This is a genomic window from Acinetobacter sp. 24-47-47 (assembly GCF_057737035.1).
Genome location: NZ_CM173216.1, coordinates 2,130,607 through 2,146,886, shown reverse-complemented (window position 1 = coordinate 2,146,886; position 16,280 = coordinate 2,130,607). Strand labels below are relative to the sequence as shown.

General features: G+C 37.6%; 16 protein-coding genes. 5 read left to right on the top strand and 11 right to left on the bottom strand.

The window, feature by feature from the left end; translation table 11 throughout:
* Positions 1-373: 373 nt before the first annotated feature.
* Positions 374-1,708, top strand: coding sequence for a solute carrier family 23 protein (locus AC1M9E_RS10070; protein WP_481607613.1), 1,335 nt, complete (start codon positions 374-376; stop codon positions 1,706-1,708).
* A gap of 108 nt (positions 1,709-1,816) precedes the next feature.
* Positions 1,817-2,791, top strand: a complete 975-nt coding sequence (locus AC1M9E_RS10065; protein ID WP_481607566.1) for an isopenicillin N synthase family dioxygenase — start codon at positions 1,817-1,819, stop codon at positions 2,789-2,791.
* Positions 2,792-2,852: 61 nt separating this feature from the next.
* On the opposite strand, the gene AC1M9E_RS10060 is transcribed toward AC1M9E_RS10065, so the two are convergent.
* The gene (locus tag AC1M9E_RS10060) at positions 2,853-3,932 is read right to left on the bottom strand and encodes a hypothetical protein (RefSeq protein ID WP_488224747.1); all 1,080 of its coding nucleotides are present in this window, start codon (positions 3,930-3,932) and stop codon (positions 2,853-2,855) included.
* Between the two features lie 167 nt (positions 3,933-4,099).
* Here AC1M9E_RS10060 and AC1M9E_RS10055 point away from each other — a divergent pair, with 167 nt between their 5' ends.
* Positions 4,100-4,552 (top strand): hypothetical protein, encoded by a 453-nt coding sequence (locus AC1M9E_RS10055; RefSeq protein ID WP_481591775.1) that lies wholly within the window; start codon positions 4,100-4,102, stop codon positions 4,550-4,552.
* A gap of 36 nt (positions 4,553-4,588) precedes the next feature.
* Here the strand turns inward: AC1M9E_RS10055 and AC1M9E_RS10050 are convergent, their stop codons facing one another.
* The 7 genes from AC1M9E_RS10050 to rpoD form a co-directional block, all read right to left on the bottom strand.
* A complete protein-coding gene (locus AC1M9E_RS10050; protein WP_481607568.1) occupies positions 4,589-6,106 on the bottom strand; it encodes an outer membrane protein transport protein in 1,518 nt (505 codons plus the stop codon).
* A gap of 307 nt (positions 6,107-6,413) precedes the next feature.
* Positions 6,414-7,808 (bottom strand): APC family permease, encoded by a 1,395-nt coding sequence (locus AC1M9E_RS10045; RefSeq protein WP_035267885.1) that lies wholly within the window; start codon positions 7,806-7,808, stop codon positions 6,414-6,416.
* 267 nt (positions 7,809-8,075) lie between these two features.
* Complete coding sequence (locus AC1M9E_RS10040; protein ID WP_481607569.1) at positions 8,076-9,260, bottom strand: iron-containing alcohol dehydrogenase; 1,185 nt, start codon at positions 9,258-9,260, stop codon at positions 8,076-8,078.
* A 2-nt stretch (positions 9,261-9,262) separates the two neighbouring features.
* Positions 9,263-9,796: a hypothetical protein gene (locus AC1M9E_RS10035; protein WP_035267888.1), complete on the bottom strand. Its 534-nt coding sequence runs from the start codon at positions 9,794-9,796 to the stop codon at positions 9,263-9,265.
* A 77-nt stretch (positions 9,797-9,873) separates the two neighbouring features.
* A complete protein-coding gene (lipB, locus tag AC1M9E_RS10030; protein ID WP_035267889.1) occupies positions 9,874-10,530 on the bottom strand; it encodes a lipoyl(octanoyl) transferase LipB in 657 nt (218 codons plus the stop codon).
* Positions 10,531-10,659: 129 nt separating this feature from the next.
* Positions 10,660-10,947, bottom strand: a complete 288-nt coding sequence (locus tag AC1M9E_RS10025) for a YbeD family protein (protein WP_481607614.1) — start codon at positions 10,945-10,947, stop codon at positions 10,660-10,662.
* A gap of 127 nt (positions 10,948-11,074) precedes the next feature.
* Positions 11,075-12,958 carry an RNA polymerase sigma factor RpoD gene (gene rpoD, locus AC1M9E_RS10020; protein ID WP_488224746.1) on the bottom strand — a complete coding sequence of 628 codons (1,884 nt, stop codon included), beginning with the start codon at positions 12,956-12,958 and terminating at the stop codon, positions 11,075-11,077.
* A 351-nt stretch (positions 12,959-13,309) separates the two neighbouring features.
* On the opposite strand from rpoD, the gene AC1M9E_RS10015 reads away from it, so the two are divergent.
* Both AC1M9E_RS10015 and AC1M9E_RS10010 read left to right on the top strand, forming a co-directional pair.
* Positions 13,310-13,516 (top strand): PA3496 family putative envelope integrity protein, encoded by a 207-nt coding sequence (locus AC1M9E_RS10015; RefSeq protein ID WP_092766845.1) that lies wholly within the window; start codon positions 13,310-13,312, stop codon positions 13,514-13,516.
* Between the two features lie 66 nt (positions 13,517-13,582).
* Entirely contained in the window at positions 13,583-14,107 is a 525-nt protein-coding gene (locus AC1M9E_RS10010; protein ID WP_179997742.1) for a YecA/YgfB family protein, read from the top strand.
* Positions 14,108-14,132: 25 nt separating this feature from the next.
* Here AC1M9E_RS10010 and AC1M9E_RS10005 read toward each other — a convergent pair whose 3' ends face one another.
* The 3 genes from AC1M9E_RS10005 to trhO all read right to left on the bottom strand — a co-directional run bounded on the left by AC1M9E_RS10005 (position 14,133) and on the right by trhO (position 16,278).
* A complete protein-coding gene (locus tag AC1M9E_RS10005) occupies positions 14,133-14,741 on the bottom strand; it encodes a DedA family protein (protein WP_481607571.1) in 609 nt (202 codons plus the stop codon).
* Positions 14,742-14,808: 67 nt separating this feature from the next.
* Positions 14,809-15,150: a hypothetical protein gene (locus AC1M9E_RS10000; RefSeq protein WP_481607572.1), complete on the bottom strand. Its 342-nt coding sequence runs from the start codon at positions 15,148-15,150 to the stop codon at positions 14,809-14,811.
* Between the two features lie 195 nt (positions 15,151-15,345).
* Positions 15,346-16,278 (bottom strand): oxygen-dependent tRNA uridine(34) hydroxylase TrhO, encoded by a 933-nt coding sequence (trhO, locus tag AC1M9E_RS09995; RefSeq protein ID WP_035270894.1) that lies wholly within the window; start codon positions 16,276-16,278, stop codon positions 15,346-15,348.
* Positions 16,279-16,280: the final 2 nt, after the last annotated feature.

Sequence of the window (16,280 nt, the reverse complement as noted above, 5' to 3'; positions counted from 1 at the left end):
CATTAAGAATAAAATTAAAATAATGATTTTAAATACGATTTTATTTTATATTTCGGGAATCCAATTTTTTTGAGTAAAAGTCTAAAAAATATACAAAACGGTCAAATTTTTTCATTTGTTAATGAAATTAATATTTATATAAAACAGAGTATTAGGTTTTATTTTTGTTGATCTTAAACTAGCTGCCAACCAAACGAAATATTAGAAATTCGACCAATTGGTATATTTGTTGCTTAGTTAAAGTGAATATATGGTTCCGATAAATTTGATAGACGAACTGTGATTTGTACTTAAACGAAATGAATTTATCATTGTACAGCCAATGTCTAAAGATGTTCGACATTGGCTCACATTACCAATGGGGTGGTATGTGATGAAAGAGAATTGGTTTTCCAAATTTACTCCTTTTCAAGGAGATATTGAAAAAACTCCCGTTGCCATGAACGAGTACTTGCCTACAGGACAAAGTATTGTACTTGGACTTCAACATACATTTGCCATGTTTGGTGCAACAGTGTTGGCACCGCTGCTCATGGGGTTTGATCCTAGTCTAACGATCCTGTTATCTGGTATAGGCACGATATTATTTTTCCTTATCACAGGTGGGAGAGTGCCAAGCTATCTTGGGGGTAGTTTTGCTTTTATTGGTGCTGTGATTGCTGTAACAGGCTATACCGGTTCAGGGTTAAATCCAAATATTGGGATTGCCTTAGGTGCAATAGTGGTATGTGGTATTTTCTATGCCTTGATGGGTTTACTTGTAATGAAAACGGGTTCTCAATGGATGGAGAATCTTTTACCACCAGTTGTTGCTGGTGCAATCATTATGATTGTTGGATTAAATTTAGCACCTGGGGCGATTAAAGCCGTATCAGGTAATGAGTTTGATACATGGATGGCTTTATTGACCGCAATGTGTATTGGTGGTGTCGCAGTATTTACAAGAGGAATGTTGAGACGATTATTGCTATTGGTGGGTTTGATAGTTTCGTATCTTGTATATTTTGTTTTAGCTAACATGATGGGAATGGGCAAACCAATCGATTTTAGCTCGGTTTCAAATGCGGCATGGTTTGGTTTACCAACTTTATATCAACCTGAATTTCAAATGAATGCAATTCTGCTGATTCTACCTATCGCATTTATTCTTATTGCTGAAAATCTTGCGCATTTCAAAGTTGTAAGTGAAATGACAGGCAAAAATATTACACCCTATATGGGTAGAGCATTTTTGGCAGATGGGGTATGTACCTCTATGTCTGGTGCAGTAGGAGGAACAGGATTAACTACATATGCAGAGAATATTGGGGTCATGGCGGCAACGCGTATTTACTCTACAGTGGTTTTTGTAATTGCGGGTATTGTCGCCATTATTCTGGGATTATCACCAAAATTTGGAGCACTCATTAGCACATTACCTGTCGCAATTTTGACAGGGACTTCAATGATTGTTTTCGGCTTAATTGTAATCGCTGGTGCGAAAATCTGGATCGAAAATAAAGTCGATTTTACTCAAAACGGCAACATTATTGTGGCATCAGTGACTGTGATTATGGGCGCAGGGAACTATTCGATTATGGTTAGTGGACTTGATCTCGGCGGCATTACAACGGCGACATTTGCGGGAATTATTCTAAATCTGATTTTTAATCGAGCTAATCAAAAGCAGAATCAAATAGTAGCAGACGTTGTACCAGAAAAAACTTAAGTTTGAGACTTAGCTTTTAAGACAAATTTTAGTCAATCCTAAATTGTCGAAAGTTTCAGCAAGATAATGAAAACGTAAAAGATGTATACCTGATACAAGGGGATAAAAATGGGAATACCAGTAATTGATTTAGCAGGCGTAGATATAAACAAACCAGAAAGTGAGGCGACTAAACGTGCAGTTGCTGAACTGAGAAAAGCTGCGATGCATTCAGGTTTTTTCTATGTGAAGAATCATACAGTTCCTTTGGAAATGATGACGCGACAGTTTGCATTAGCAAAAGAATTATTGGCGCTTCCAGAAGACGTTAAGCAAAAATATGATGTACGTAATTTTTTTGGATTCCGTGGATTTGATAAACTAAATGGTCAGCAATTAGACCCTTACGGCAAGCCAGATTATAAAGAAGGGTTTTATTGTGGTCGTAATTATCCTCAAGATCATCCTTTTGCAATCGCTAAATATCAAAACTATGGTCCAAATCAGTGGCCTGAAGAATTACCTCAATGTGAATTGATTTGTCAGGAGTACATCGATGAAATGTATAAACTGGCAAATTTTCTGATGCAACTTTTAGCATTAACGTTAAATCTGCCATCGAACTATTTTGATGCTTCTAGTAAAGATCCTATGGGAACATTACGTATGTTGCGTTATCCAACTACACCTAGAGATGATGATGAAACATATGGCGTTGGCGCGCATACAGATTGGGGGTCAGTCACCATTTTGGCACAAGATCAAATAGGCGGATTAGAAGTGTGCATGCCTGACGGAGAGTGGGTTGCAGCACCACCAATTGAAGGAACATTTGTAGTTAATCTAGGTGATATGATTCCAAAATGGACCAATGGTCTATATCACTCCAATCCACATCGAGTAAAAAATAGTTTTTCAAATGGTGCTTATCGTTACTCAATTCCATTTTTTTATGAACCAGACTATCACGCTGTGATTGAGCCAGTTCCAGGAACATTGAAAGAAGGTGAATTACCTTTATATGCACCATGTACAGTAGGGGAGCATTTAGAAGAAATGTATAATCGTTCATATAAAAAAGCGGAAGAGAATGCAGTAGCTTAAATCTCGCGATACAAAAAAAGCATTATCTATATAATGCTTTTTTTTTAATTATTCTAATGATTTATGAGCGATATTGATTGATAAAGTCCTCAGAACTTAGCCCTTTTTTAGCATAATGAATTGATGCTCTTTCCGCATATATTTGTCTAATATAGCGCGCTATGTCGCAGCTATCTGCAAACATATTATATTTCCAACCCAAACCATAGGACCATAAATTAATATTATCCACGGTCATGATTTCAATATTTGTATCCTCATGATCCAAATAATGGTCAATCATCTTGCGAATGAGCTCTTGGGTGCAGCTTAATTTATATGCATGCCATTCATCATGGGGACACGCATTTTTTGGTGGCTGCCTAAATGGGTATTGAATGCCTCTTCCAGGGCGATTAAGACCGTGACCTTCCCATGGGCTGTATTCTTGGGACCATGTATTTAATGGCCCGTTTGGAACCGCAGGACGTATTTGCCCCCAATGTACCAAATTTTGATTTAACCAATCATCTGCAAAACTATCGCAGTTGAAAGGATCAAGCTTTCTAATCGCTTCTTGGTCATGTTGAAAAGAGATATAAGATTCGATTGGATTTTCGATTTTGAAAATACAGTGGCTATAGTCCATCGCCAATTTAAATGGAATACCTTGATGATTGACTAAAGCTGCAACTTTCTCTACCCGGCGATAATCTTCAGACCAATTATCTACGTGATTTTCAAAGGTAATGGTTATACCCTTACTTTGAGCATACTCATAAAAATATAAATAGGCATCAGCAACTTGTTGATCATTAAGATAGTTGAATTTACTGTCTTTTGCTGCAAGCATAATGTTGTGGTATTTGGCGCCTACGGCACATGTAAGCTCGATATTTTCTTTGAATATTTTTTCATGTTCTCCCCAAATATAGCATCCGTAACCTGAATAAACTGGAATATTGTATTTTTGACTCCCTTTAATGTAATCATCAATCATTTCACGATGAGTCGGAATGTGATCGATAAAATCCCACACGCTCGATTCTGCAAGTAGATCGAATTTTTCCATTATTGATGGTTCTTCAAGAGATACTGGATGTTCAAATGATGAGGCTTGTATGCCTAGTCCAGCACAGCCTAATGGAAACATTTTTTTCATAAATTCAATACCAAAAATATATAATTAAATCAGTGAATTGATAATGCAAAAAAAATGCCTTAATCCCTTAATATTTCAATCTATTACATTATTAAAATGGCTTTTTTAAAATATCAGTTGTCTAATACGAACATAAATTTATCGAAATAAATTAGATACGGGGATGTATGATTAAAAACATTAAAAAATACAGCTATGGAATTATAGTAATCATCTGTGCAGGAATGACGACCTCTAAAGTGATGGCACAAAATGAAAATAAAGAACAAGCGGATTTAAATAATATTAATCCATTGACTCAACAGGAAATCGATCAAGCATTAGCTCAGATGAAAGCAAAAATGTTCAAAAATTTGGAAAATTGGAGTGCGGCGTTAAAACGAAATGATTTCGAGCGGACAGGAAAAAATTTGGTGTTAAAAAGTAAGAAACAGCTTGAATTATGTCATATATATCAAGCTTCTGTAGATGAAACATATTCTTTAGCGCAAAAAAATCGCCATCGTATGTCTATAGATGAACAGAAAATTGTGGATGATCGAAATAGGTTTATTGAGTATTTAGGATTCAAAGATAATCAAATTGATACTAAATTAGGTTTTAGTTGTCGATTAATTTAAAAAAAGCACGGATGAAAAATCCGTGCTTTTTAAACTCTAGAAACGGTAACCAATTTTAAAGCTATATCCAATAGCTGTATTGTCTTTAAAATCTGCATCATAGCGATCGGTTCCGAACCAACTAGCAGATTGAGCTTTTGCATCACCTAACCAAAAATATCGTGCACCCGCTTGAATGAATGTATTTTTATTAAAGCTGTACTGACCACCTAATCCTGCACTCCAAAAACCTTCAGATGGACCTAAGGTAGAAACATATTCACCTGCACCAGAGTCCCATCCTCCGATAATGGTCAATGCGAGTTTTTCATTTAATTTTCTTGCGATACCGAATGTTGCAGATATTTGATCTTTTTCATAAGCGATTAAGTCGAAACCACGAGGTCCTTTACCTTGTCCCTCCGTAATAGAAGAAGTTAAAACTCCAAATTTGTATGGACGGATTTTGAACTCAGACCAATCTACCCAACGTAAATTGATATAAGCTAATGTATCAGCCATGATACCTGATTGGAAATCAAGGTTAACTGATTGTGGAGTTGATGCTGAGGTTTTACCTTCTGTATATTGGTAGTCGGTACCAAGTGCCCCAATTTTATCTACAATATGCCACCCAGGATGTACAATAGGTAATGTATCTGTAATCACTTCAGGCATACTTTCTTCAGCTTGAACTGAATAAGAAATTTTTGACCTGTAGGTTAATGAAGCTCTTAATGCAATTTCAGGAATTTGAAATGCAGCACCCGCTAGCCAACCAAAAGCACCTTCTTCAGGCATACTTGCTTTATAGCCTTGATAATCTTTTCTTGTATCACGACCAAGAAGATCTCTTGAACCTGTACCTTTTTCCTTAAAAGTACTACACAGTGCTACACCACTAGTCTGTGAATTACATAAATAACCACCTAACAGACTGTAAGCAGTTCCTTGTAAACTAAGATCACCTTTTACTGTTTGATAAACTGGGCCTGCATAAAAATTAAGGTGTTCATTAGGTTGGAAGCCTACGACTAGAGATAAACTATTTGTCGAAACTTCAGCCTCTGTACTGCCATACTCACTGTGAAATGCACCATATTTTGTCGCAGATTCAAGGTCACCTAATGGCAATCGTCCTGAGCTGTTGACTCTGGAATGTTTTTTATCAGAATTTGAATAAGAGGCTTTTGCTCCGAAAGGTTGGTCATAAATTAAACCTAATGAAATATTGTCAGTTACTTGAAATTTTAAATTAATATTTGCAAATCCGAACGTGTCAGCAATATCACTTAAATTTGAGCCCGCAATTTCCCCACCTGCATTAATATCATCTGCTGTAGGCATATTCCAACCATTCGGGTCTCTTAATCCTGCAGAAGCAGGGCCCGAAGGTTCAGTTCTCATTGTTCCTGAAAGATCAGCATCCAAAATTGAATAACTAAAATCTACATAGTTTCCTGACTGTAAAAAGCCATTCATCGATTGGCCTGAACGATCCATAGCTGCAGCATAAGCGCCCGCGGTTGGAAACATTGCGACCAAAATCGCCCCAGTAAGTGTATTCAAACGCATTATTACATTCCCTGTGTAATGAATATTATTAGAGCTTTTACTCAAATATTTTGCTCTTTATACACATCGTGTAATTTTTGGTCAATGAGTATCCTGACAAATATGTAATTTTTTGCCAATCATTTTTTATTTAATTTCATGTATTTGCGTTTAAATGTGTTATTTGTCTCATTATTTTGAAATAAAGCTGCATATTATGATGTAGAGTTTATTTTTTAAATAAGAGATTTTGATTGATGTTTGATCATTTTGGTCAATTTCCATGATAAAAAAAGGCGCCTAAGCGCCTTTTCTAAAAAATCAATTTTTAACGATCATTAAACTCATCATGTTGTGGAGCAGGGTATTTAAAGCCTTTGGTTTTATAACCTAAATACAAAATACCACCAATCGCCCAAATCAAACCATATTTAAGCGATGCTTGATCGACCTCTAACCACAATGCAAATACTGCAATAAAGCCGAGTAATGGTACGATAACGAAATTAATAATTTCTTTCGCTGTTTTAGTACGACCATCGCGTAACGCATAGCGTGAGATAACAGATAAGTTCACAAAGCTAAATGCTGTTAACGCACCGAAGCTAATTAATGAAATGACAAAGTCTAAATCCATAAAACCAGCGGTTAATGCGACTGCACCTACAATCATGATGTTATATGATGGAGTGAAGTTTTTAGGGCTGATGTGACCAAAAATTTTCTTATTGATGACACCATCGCGTCCCATAACATACATAAGGCGTGATACACCTGCATGTGCAGAAATACCTGATGCCATAACAGTAATGATGGCAAATGCAAGCACATAAGACTGGAACAAAGATCCACCAACCAACAACAAAATTTCAGGTTGAGTTTCTGCAATATTCTGGAAGTATGATCCCGGATTATTAGGGAAATAGATCTGCATGAAGTAAGTGCTGACGATAAAGATAATCCCTGCAATTAAAGCAGTTAAGAAAATCGCTTTTGGTAGCGTTTTCTCAGTATCTTTAGTTTCTTCAGCGAGAGAACTGAGTGAGTCAAATCCTGTGAATGAGAAGCAGAGTAATGTCGCACCTGTGATCAAGGCACCCACTGAAGTTAACTCATTCCAAAATGGTTCTAAACTCCAAAGTTGGTAGCGTTGTTCAGCAGAGATTGGACCATCCGCGTTATATCCCATTTGGAGTTTGGTATAGACCATCCATGTAAATACAGCGATCACAATTAATTGTACGAATACAATTAAGCTGTTGAAATTTGCAACAAATCGCGCACCACGAAGGTTAATACCTGTCATAAATGCTGTTAACACAATGACCCAGACCCAATGATTGACATCAGGGAATAAAGCCTCAAGATAAATCACCGCAAGGATGATGTTGACCATGGGTGAGAGCAGGTAATCTAACCATGATGACCAGCCAACCATAAAACCAACGTTAGGGTGGATAGATTTTTGAGCATAGGTATACGCTGAACCTGAAGATGGATATCTACGGATCATATGACCATAACTCAATGAAGTCAGTAGGATTGCAACAAGTGCAAAAATATATGATGTAGGAACGTGGAAATTACTTTCTTCTGATACCAAACCGAAAGTATCAAACAACGTCATTGGCTGAATATAAGCTAAACCGATAATAATGATGTGCCAGAGTCCTAGCGTTTTTTGCAGTTTAGCTGCCGATTGAGTCCCAGTTATATTAGTCAACGGCTTTATCCTCTTAATCGTTGATCAAGGATCAGTCAAATCAATTAAGGATCGTTTGAGACGAACGATCCCCCCTAATGTTTTTTAAAAAGTGCGCCAATCTAAACCAAATTGATGCAGTTTGTCAGTAGTTTGTGCGAGTTTTTTTAGCAGGATTTATGCCAAAGGTATTGAACTCATGAGTTAAAACAACTAACAAATGAAAAGCCTGATGTCTAAAAAAACATCAGGCTAGTTTTAAGCGTATCTTTACTTATTTTGAGAAATTTACCAAGCTTTTTCTAAGATAGATTTCAAATCTTTTAATGTCGCTTCTTTAGGGTTGAAAATGATAGATCCGTCATTTAACGCTTTTTCGGCAACTTCATCTAATTGAGATTGGGTAACTTTGCCTGTCTCACGTAATGTACGTGGCAGTTTAGTTAAATCATAAATGCGATCACGCATTGTGTTGATAATCGCAATAGCTTTATCTGCACGTTGATTTGCTGGTATCTGTGCATAGATATCAGTACCTGCAAGCGGTAGTAACAGATCAGCAATCTTATCGCCATTAACATCCTTGTTGTAATCGAGCACATAAGGGAGGAATAAGTTCATGCACAAACCATGTGGTAAGTGAGCAACTGCACCTAGAGCGTGTCCAAGGGAGTGAACAATACCGACCATTGCATTTGAGAATGCAATTCCAGCCATGGTTGATGCTTGAGCAAGTTCTAAACGGGCATCAGCATCTTTTGGATTTTCCAAAACTTTAAACAAGTTTTCACTAATTTTTTTAATTGCAGCAGTAGCGTAAGCATCACTGATAGGATTCGCTGCCAAACACGTATAGGCCTCAACTGCATGTGTCATTGCATCCATTCCTGTCATTGCTGTCAGGTGTGGAGGTAATGTTAAAGTCATACGTGGATCTAAAATTGCAGCACTAGGCATTAAATATTTTGAAGCAAATGCCATTTTTTGATTATTCGCTGTATCTGAAACCACAGCAACCATCGTGACTTCAGAGCCTGTACCTGATGTTGTTGGGATAACAAAAAAAGGCTTTAATGGGCGAGGTAGGTTGTGAGCTCCTGAATATTTCAGCAGATCATCGCCTCCTTCCGAGACGAGAATATTGGCAGCTTTTGCTGTGTCGATGACTGAACCACCACCAATTGCAATGATGGCATCGCATTGATTGTTACGATACATCTCAGTCACGGCTTTTACTGTTTCTAAACTTGAGTCCGGTGGAACTTCATCAAAAATTGAGCCAATTTTTACTTCTGTCGCTGCAAAAGCAGCTTCCACTGGTTCAAGTAGACCATTGGCACGTACGCCTTTGTCTGTGATGATGAGTGGTTTTTTTGAACCCATTGAATCTAGCTCAAATGGAATGTGTTCAAGCGCAGCATTACCAGCAATCACTTTAACTGGACAGAAAAATTCATAATATGGTTTAGCCATGCTTAAGCACTCCCTTTAATATATGACTGAGCAACTTTGAGATAAATATTTGCTGCACCTGTCAATTTTTCTTTTAATGACAGATTGACCGGATATTCTTTGACTGCAAGTTCAGCGACTAATTTTGGAAGAATAAGGGCTTCCATTTTATTCAGACAACGCACTAAACGTATTGCATGACCTAAATCGCCATCAGCAATCATACGGTCATTTGCAAATGCTTGTGCAGTACTTTCTTGGAAAGAAAATACCAAAAAAGCATGATGCATATGTTTAAAGGTAATCGTTAAATCTGGTTTTTTTGATGCATGGTCGATTAAGACAAGTTGATGTTGTGGATTCACTTGTGCAATAAATGCTGCATCACTGTTGAAAACGTCCATTGAAATCGTGAAGCCGACAGGAAATTTAGCAATTTCCTGTTTTATTTCTTCATCGACTTGACTTGCCATCGCTAAGCCTCTGCCAATCACGTCAAGCATGAGTTTGACATAAGCTTGTTCTAGCGCGGGCTTTACAGAGTTAATAGAAATCACTCACTTGTCCCTTATCACATAGTTTTATAATTTAGAGTAAATACTCTAAAATTATCTAATGACAAAGTAAAGGAGTTTTAATGATCATTCACGATAATTTGACTGAACAGGTCACTTTTTTTTAGATAGGCAATGAGGTCTTGAACTAACATATCAAAACTTGGGTAGGGATTTATCAAATCAGAGATTCTGACCATTTCAAGACCTGCATAACCACATGGATTAATAGTTTGGAAGCCTTCCAGGTCACAATCTATATTAAGTGAGAGTCCATGATAACTGCGACCTTTTCGGATTTTAAAGCCCAGAGATCCAATTTTTCTACCATCAACATAAACACCAGGTGCATCTGGTTTAGCATAAGCTTCGATACCGTATTTTTTTAATAAATCGATCATGACATTTTCTGCATAGCTGACTAAAGTACGGACATTCCAGCCTAATCGATTTAAATCAAACATAAAATATGCAACTAATTGTCCTGGACCATGCCAAGTGACTTGTCCACCACGATCAGTTTGAACAACTGGGATATGGCTAGGCACTAATATATGTTCTGGTTTGCCAGCTTGTCCTTGGGTAAGCACAGAATTGTGCTGCAAAATCCAAAATTCATCTGCTGTTTGTTCGTCACGCTGTTCTGTCATCAGCTTCATTTCTTGGAAGCGATCTTCATAAGAAGTGGTTTGGGTATAGTGACGAATAATCAATTGAGGTTTGGTTTTGACATCCACGGAGGTTAAGGCTCACATTCAAAAATGAGTTTTATTATAGACAATATTGTTGAATTAAGTGTGACCTAGGCACATACTTGATGAATAATTAACAAACATAAAAAAACACGCATGAAGCGTGTTTTTTTATCAAAGTGCAGTTCTAATTAAAGGGCAAGCAGCCAAGTCTGCATATACTTGATGTACTTGCTCAAGCTCTTCAAAACGAAGTTGCGCAGTAATTGAATGATACTTGCCTGTACGCGATGGTGTCACTGTCATTGCATTCCCATCAAAATCAGGGAAATGTTTAACAAAAATGTCATTCACGGCTTTGCGTAAATCCTCACCTGCAAGACCAATCAATTTAATTGGATAATCCATCGGAAACACCCAAAGATGTTCTTGTAGTTCGCGTGATGGAGTGCGATCGATCATGTCAGTCATAGGACACCTCATTAGTAAAAATACCTGCTAGGCGCAGGTATTTAGAATTATTTGCTACATGCTTTATATTATGGGGGAGTGTCCCCCATATTCAAGCCTGTATTATCCTATGGGTAGATTAGTCATTCTCAAGGAACGAGCGTAAATGTTCAGAACGCGATGGATGACGTAATTTACGTAACGCTTTTGCTTCAATCTGACGAATACGTTCGCGTGTTACATCAAACTGTTTACCAACTTCTTCCAACGTGTGGTCCGTCGGCATATCAATACCAAAACGCATCTTCAAGACTTTAGCTTCACGTTCAGTGAGGTTTTCAAGTACCTCACGTGTTGCTTCTTTCAAGCCTTCTGAAGTTGCAGCATCAACTGGTGAAGTGATGTTACCATCTTCAATGAAGTCACCAAGATGTGAGTCTTCATCATCACCGATCGGTGTCTCCATCGAAATTGGTTCTTTAGCGATCTTAAGCACTTTACGAACTTTGACTTCATCCATTTCAAGGCGTTCACCTAACTCTTCAGGCGTAGGTTCACGTCCCATTTCTTGAAGCAATTGACGAGATACGCGGTTGATCTTGTTAATGGTTTCAATCATATGTACAGGGATACGAATCGTACGTGCTTGGTCAGCAATTGAACGTGTAATCGCCTGACGAATCCACCAAGTTGCATAAGTCGAGAACTTATAACCACGACGGTATTCAAACTTATCTACGGCTTTCATCAAGCCGATGTTACCTTCCTGAATCAGATCGAGGAACTGTAAACCACGGTTGGTATATTTTTTCGCAATGGAGATGACCAAACGTAAGTTCGCCTCAACCATTTCTTTTTTAGCACGACGTGCTTTTGCTTCACCAATCGCCATACGTTTAGAAATATCTTTAATTTCAAGTACAGTAAGGTCTAGATCTTTTTCGATATCAGCGATTTTTTGTTGGAAAGCAAGAACGTCAGGGCGTACTTTCTCTAAGTATGGTTTTTGGTCAGCAGTGGCTTTAGCAATTTGCTCATCTAACCAAGATGGGTTTGATTCTTGACCAGGGAACGTTGTACGGAATTGAGTACGATCCATACGACCACGACGAACTGCGTAGCGCATTACTTCACGTTCTGCTGTACGAATTTGTTCATGCGTGCCACGAATCATTTCAGAAATGATGTCAAACAAACGTGGTGTGAACTTAAACATCATAAAGACGGTTGCGAGCGACTCAAGAGCTGCTTTACCTTCTTTACTGTTACGACCATGTTTTGCGATCGCATCTTTAGTCGCATTCCACGCAGCTTCTAACTCTGCAAAACGCACTTTTGCGATTTCAGGGTCTGGACCTGAATCACCCTCAGAATCATCATCACTTTCAGACTCTTCATCATCATCGTCATCAAGTTTTACATCTTTAGTTGGTTTAGTCTCTGTTTCTTCTTCAAGATCAGCATCAACTTCTTCTAAAACTTCTGGAATTTCTTCATCAGACTCTGGATCTAAATAGCCTGAAAGGATATCGGCTAAACGACGCTCGCCAGTTTCGTAATCTTTATATTCTTGTAATACAACTTCAACCGCATTTGGCCAATAAGCAATTGAGTTTAAAACGTCACGAATACCTTCTTCGATACGTTTTGCAATCTGAATTTCGCCTTCACGAGTCAACAGTTCAACTGTTCCCATTTCTCGCATATACATACGAACAGGGTCAGTTGTACGACCAGGCTCATTTTCTACAGATGCTAAAACTGCAGCTGCTTCTTCTTCAGCAACTTCGTCAGTCGTTTCTGCGCTACTACCATCAAACATTGCATCGTCAGATTCTGGCGCACGTTCGTGTACAGGAATACCAACGTCTTGAAGCATCTGAATGATATCTTCAATCTGTTCGCTTTCAGTGATCGAGTCTGGGAGATGATCGTTAACCTCAGCGTAGGTTAAGTAACCTTGTTCTTTGCCTCGGCTAATCAGAGCCGCTACTTGTGAAGTAGGGGAATGCATATCGCTCATCTTTGCTCTCTTCTCGTTGAATCTGTGGCGGGGAAAAACCGTGCATTCTAGCACAATTAACTTATCTTTAGTATCGTATTAACTCAGTATAATTGGTTTTGAAAACCAATGAATTAAGTTGTTTAAGTCAATATTGGGTCAAAATTGTTGATTTCAAGCACATCATGCTTTTTATTTTAAACCAGCAATAAGGCTCTGATCCTTGATTAAATAATGACATATTTTTTTGTCCAAAAAAAACTAAAATTTGTATAAATATCAGCGAAAAATAAAATAAAACTTGACAAGTATTCTGAACAAAGATAAATAGCGCCTAGCCCCATTCATTTTTTCACACATGAGGTAGTTTTAGTGTCTTCTACAGATTTTGAACTAGATGATAACTACGGTGATGATGATGTTAGTTTTGATGAAACTACGAGCAAAATTAGCGCCAAAGAATCATTAGAAAAGCGTCGCTTGATTGATGACTTACTTGCACAGCGTCGTTTAGATCGTGAATTGAAAGATCTTGAATATGATTTTGACGATGATGATTTCGACGATGATGAAGACTAAATTAGATTGGGTATCCTGATCTAAAATGTTATTCTACGGAATTAAGATACAACCTTTGGAAATACAATGAGTGCATTAGATTTAGACTTGTTAAGTGACTACTTAGATGGCGACCAAAATGAGCATGGTCTAGATTTTGCTGCAACTCATGGTTTTTTGTGTGCGACAGCTGTAGGTCCTCAATTTGATCGTTGGTTGGATGAATTATTTGACAATAATCAAAAGAAAGTGCCTGCAGAGATCGTAGCTCAAATTAAACTTTGGTTAGAAGATTTACGTCAAAAACTTGCCAATGAAGAAGGTATTGAATTTCCTTTTGAAATTGAAGAAGCAGATGTAGAGTCAAGCCTTGGGGATTGGAGTGTAGGCTTTGTCGATGCAATGTTCTTGAATGAAGATGCATGGTTCACACCTGAGTTTGAAGAGCAATTGGTTGATCTTACTCTGCCAATTATGGTGTTTAGTGGTGTTGACGAAGAAGATCCTCAAATGGAATCTTTCCGCCGTAACGGTCAATTGATGGATGAGCTTGCAGAAGAAATTCCAGATAACTTGAATGAATTGTATTTGATGTATCATACGCCGAACTAATTAAAAAGCACCGTAAGGTGCTTTTTTATTTTGAGTTCTTTCTTTTTTGTCTGCGGTACACAATCCAAATGATTATGCTGATCACAATAGCGAGAATGAGATAGCTTACTTGGCTAAATATTTTGTGCATCATTTCAGAATTATTTCCAAAATAATAACCCACATATGCTAAAAAGGTGGTCCATATAACCGTGCCTAAACCACTATAAAACATAAACTTTGCAAAAGGCATTTTGCTCATGCCTGCAGGTATGCTAATAAGAGATCGTACTGCTGGAACCATACGTCCAAAAAAAACGATTCGATGTCCATATCTTTCAAACCATTCTAATGATTTATCAACATCAGCTACTTTAATAAATAAATACTTGCCATATTTCTCAACGAACGCATAGAGCTTTTGATCAGAGATCTTACGTCCTAACCAATACAGCGTAGCGGCAGCTGAGAGTGAACCTATACTTCCTGAAATAATGACACCGATCAAAAGTAATTGACCCTGAGAAGCGGTATAGCCAGCTGAAGGCATAATAATCTCTGAGGGTATAGGTGGAAAAACATTATCGAGAAACATCAATAGAGCAATGCCGAAATAGCCCAATTGCTCCATCACTGAAATGATCCAATCTTTCATAAGTGATTTGTATTTTAAAGTTAAACCTATGCTAGAGGTTTTTAAGAAAAAATACAGTGAAATTAAGTTAATGCATTAATTCAGGGTGTTGAATTTGTATAAGTGTATGAACATAGACTTCTCGTAGGATATAGCTGACGAGAAGGGGCGTTACGCTGATGATGAAGACAAGAGTCATTGAATCTCTCATCTGAAAACCGATTGCTAAAGCAATAATTGCGCCGATACAAGCACCTAACGTTACGATAAAATAATGGGATTGGTTACGTATATGCAATCTAACATCAGAATTATGTGAATCGATATATATAAATTTTAAATGTGTCGGTACAGCTGATACACGATCTAAATGATTATGGTGAGCAAAATTCCGTTGAATAGGAAGATATTTGAATGGCAATCGATTCATGATTTTCATCCTTGAGCTAAATTTATTTCCTTCGTATTAAATTTATCTGAATGACTTCATGTGTTTTGTGTTGTTATAAAATAACTTTGTAATGGTGATATATCAGAATTGAAATTTTGTTTGTTCAATGTAAAAAGCGTCATCTACACTGTAATGTAGACAACGCTTTTGTAAGTTAAATAAAATATTTTTTATTTAGAGGCGTTTACGTTTTGCAGCAATAATCTGAGACTGGCGCATACGGAAACCTTCTTTCTGCTTTTCTGTTGTTTTATCGATACAATAAACACATGATACGCCATGTTCGTAACTTGGTAATGCTACTTCTTCGGGGGTTAATGGCCAACCACAAGCATGGCACTTCACATTTTGACCTTCTTCCACTCCGTGTGTAACCGCAGTACGACCATCAAAAACAAAGCATTCACCTTCCCATAAACTTTCTTCAGGAGGGGTTTCTTCTAAATATTTAAGAATACCACCTTTGAGGTGATATACCTCTTTAAAGCCTTCTTGAAGAAGTAGTGAAGTTGATTTTTCACAACGAATCCCGCCTGTACAAAACATGGCAATCTTTTTATCTTTATGCTGTTCAAGATTGTTTTTTACATATTCAGGGAATTCGCGGAACGTTTCAGTTTTTGGATCAATTGCCCCTTTGAATGTGCCTGCTTTGTACTCGTAATCATTTCTTGTATCGACTAAGATCACGTCATCACGTGCAATGAGTTCGTTCCATTCTTTAGGGTCTAGATAGTGACCAACCAAGTCGCGTGGTTTCACTGGAACACCTAAAGTCACGATTTCTTTTTTATGTTTGATTTTCATTTTACGGAATGGTTTTTCGTCACTGTGTGACTCTTTATATTCCATGTCATTAAATCCTTCATTTAAAAGGAATTGATGAATGACATCAATTGCATGGCGGTCACCTGCAACTGTTCCGTTAATCCCTTCATGGGCAACAATAAGAGTACCGCATAGGTTGATGGTTTTTACCAACTCAAGTAATTTTTGTTGAAGTGCTAGAGAATCTTCAACTTCTTTAAATTGATAAAGTGCCGCAACAACCCAACCAGTGGTCGCTTGCTGTTCTACAGGTGCAAGCTGTTCTACAGTAGCGTTCATGG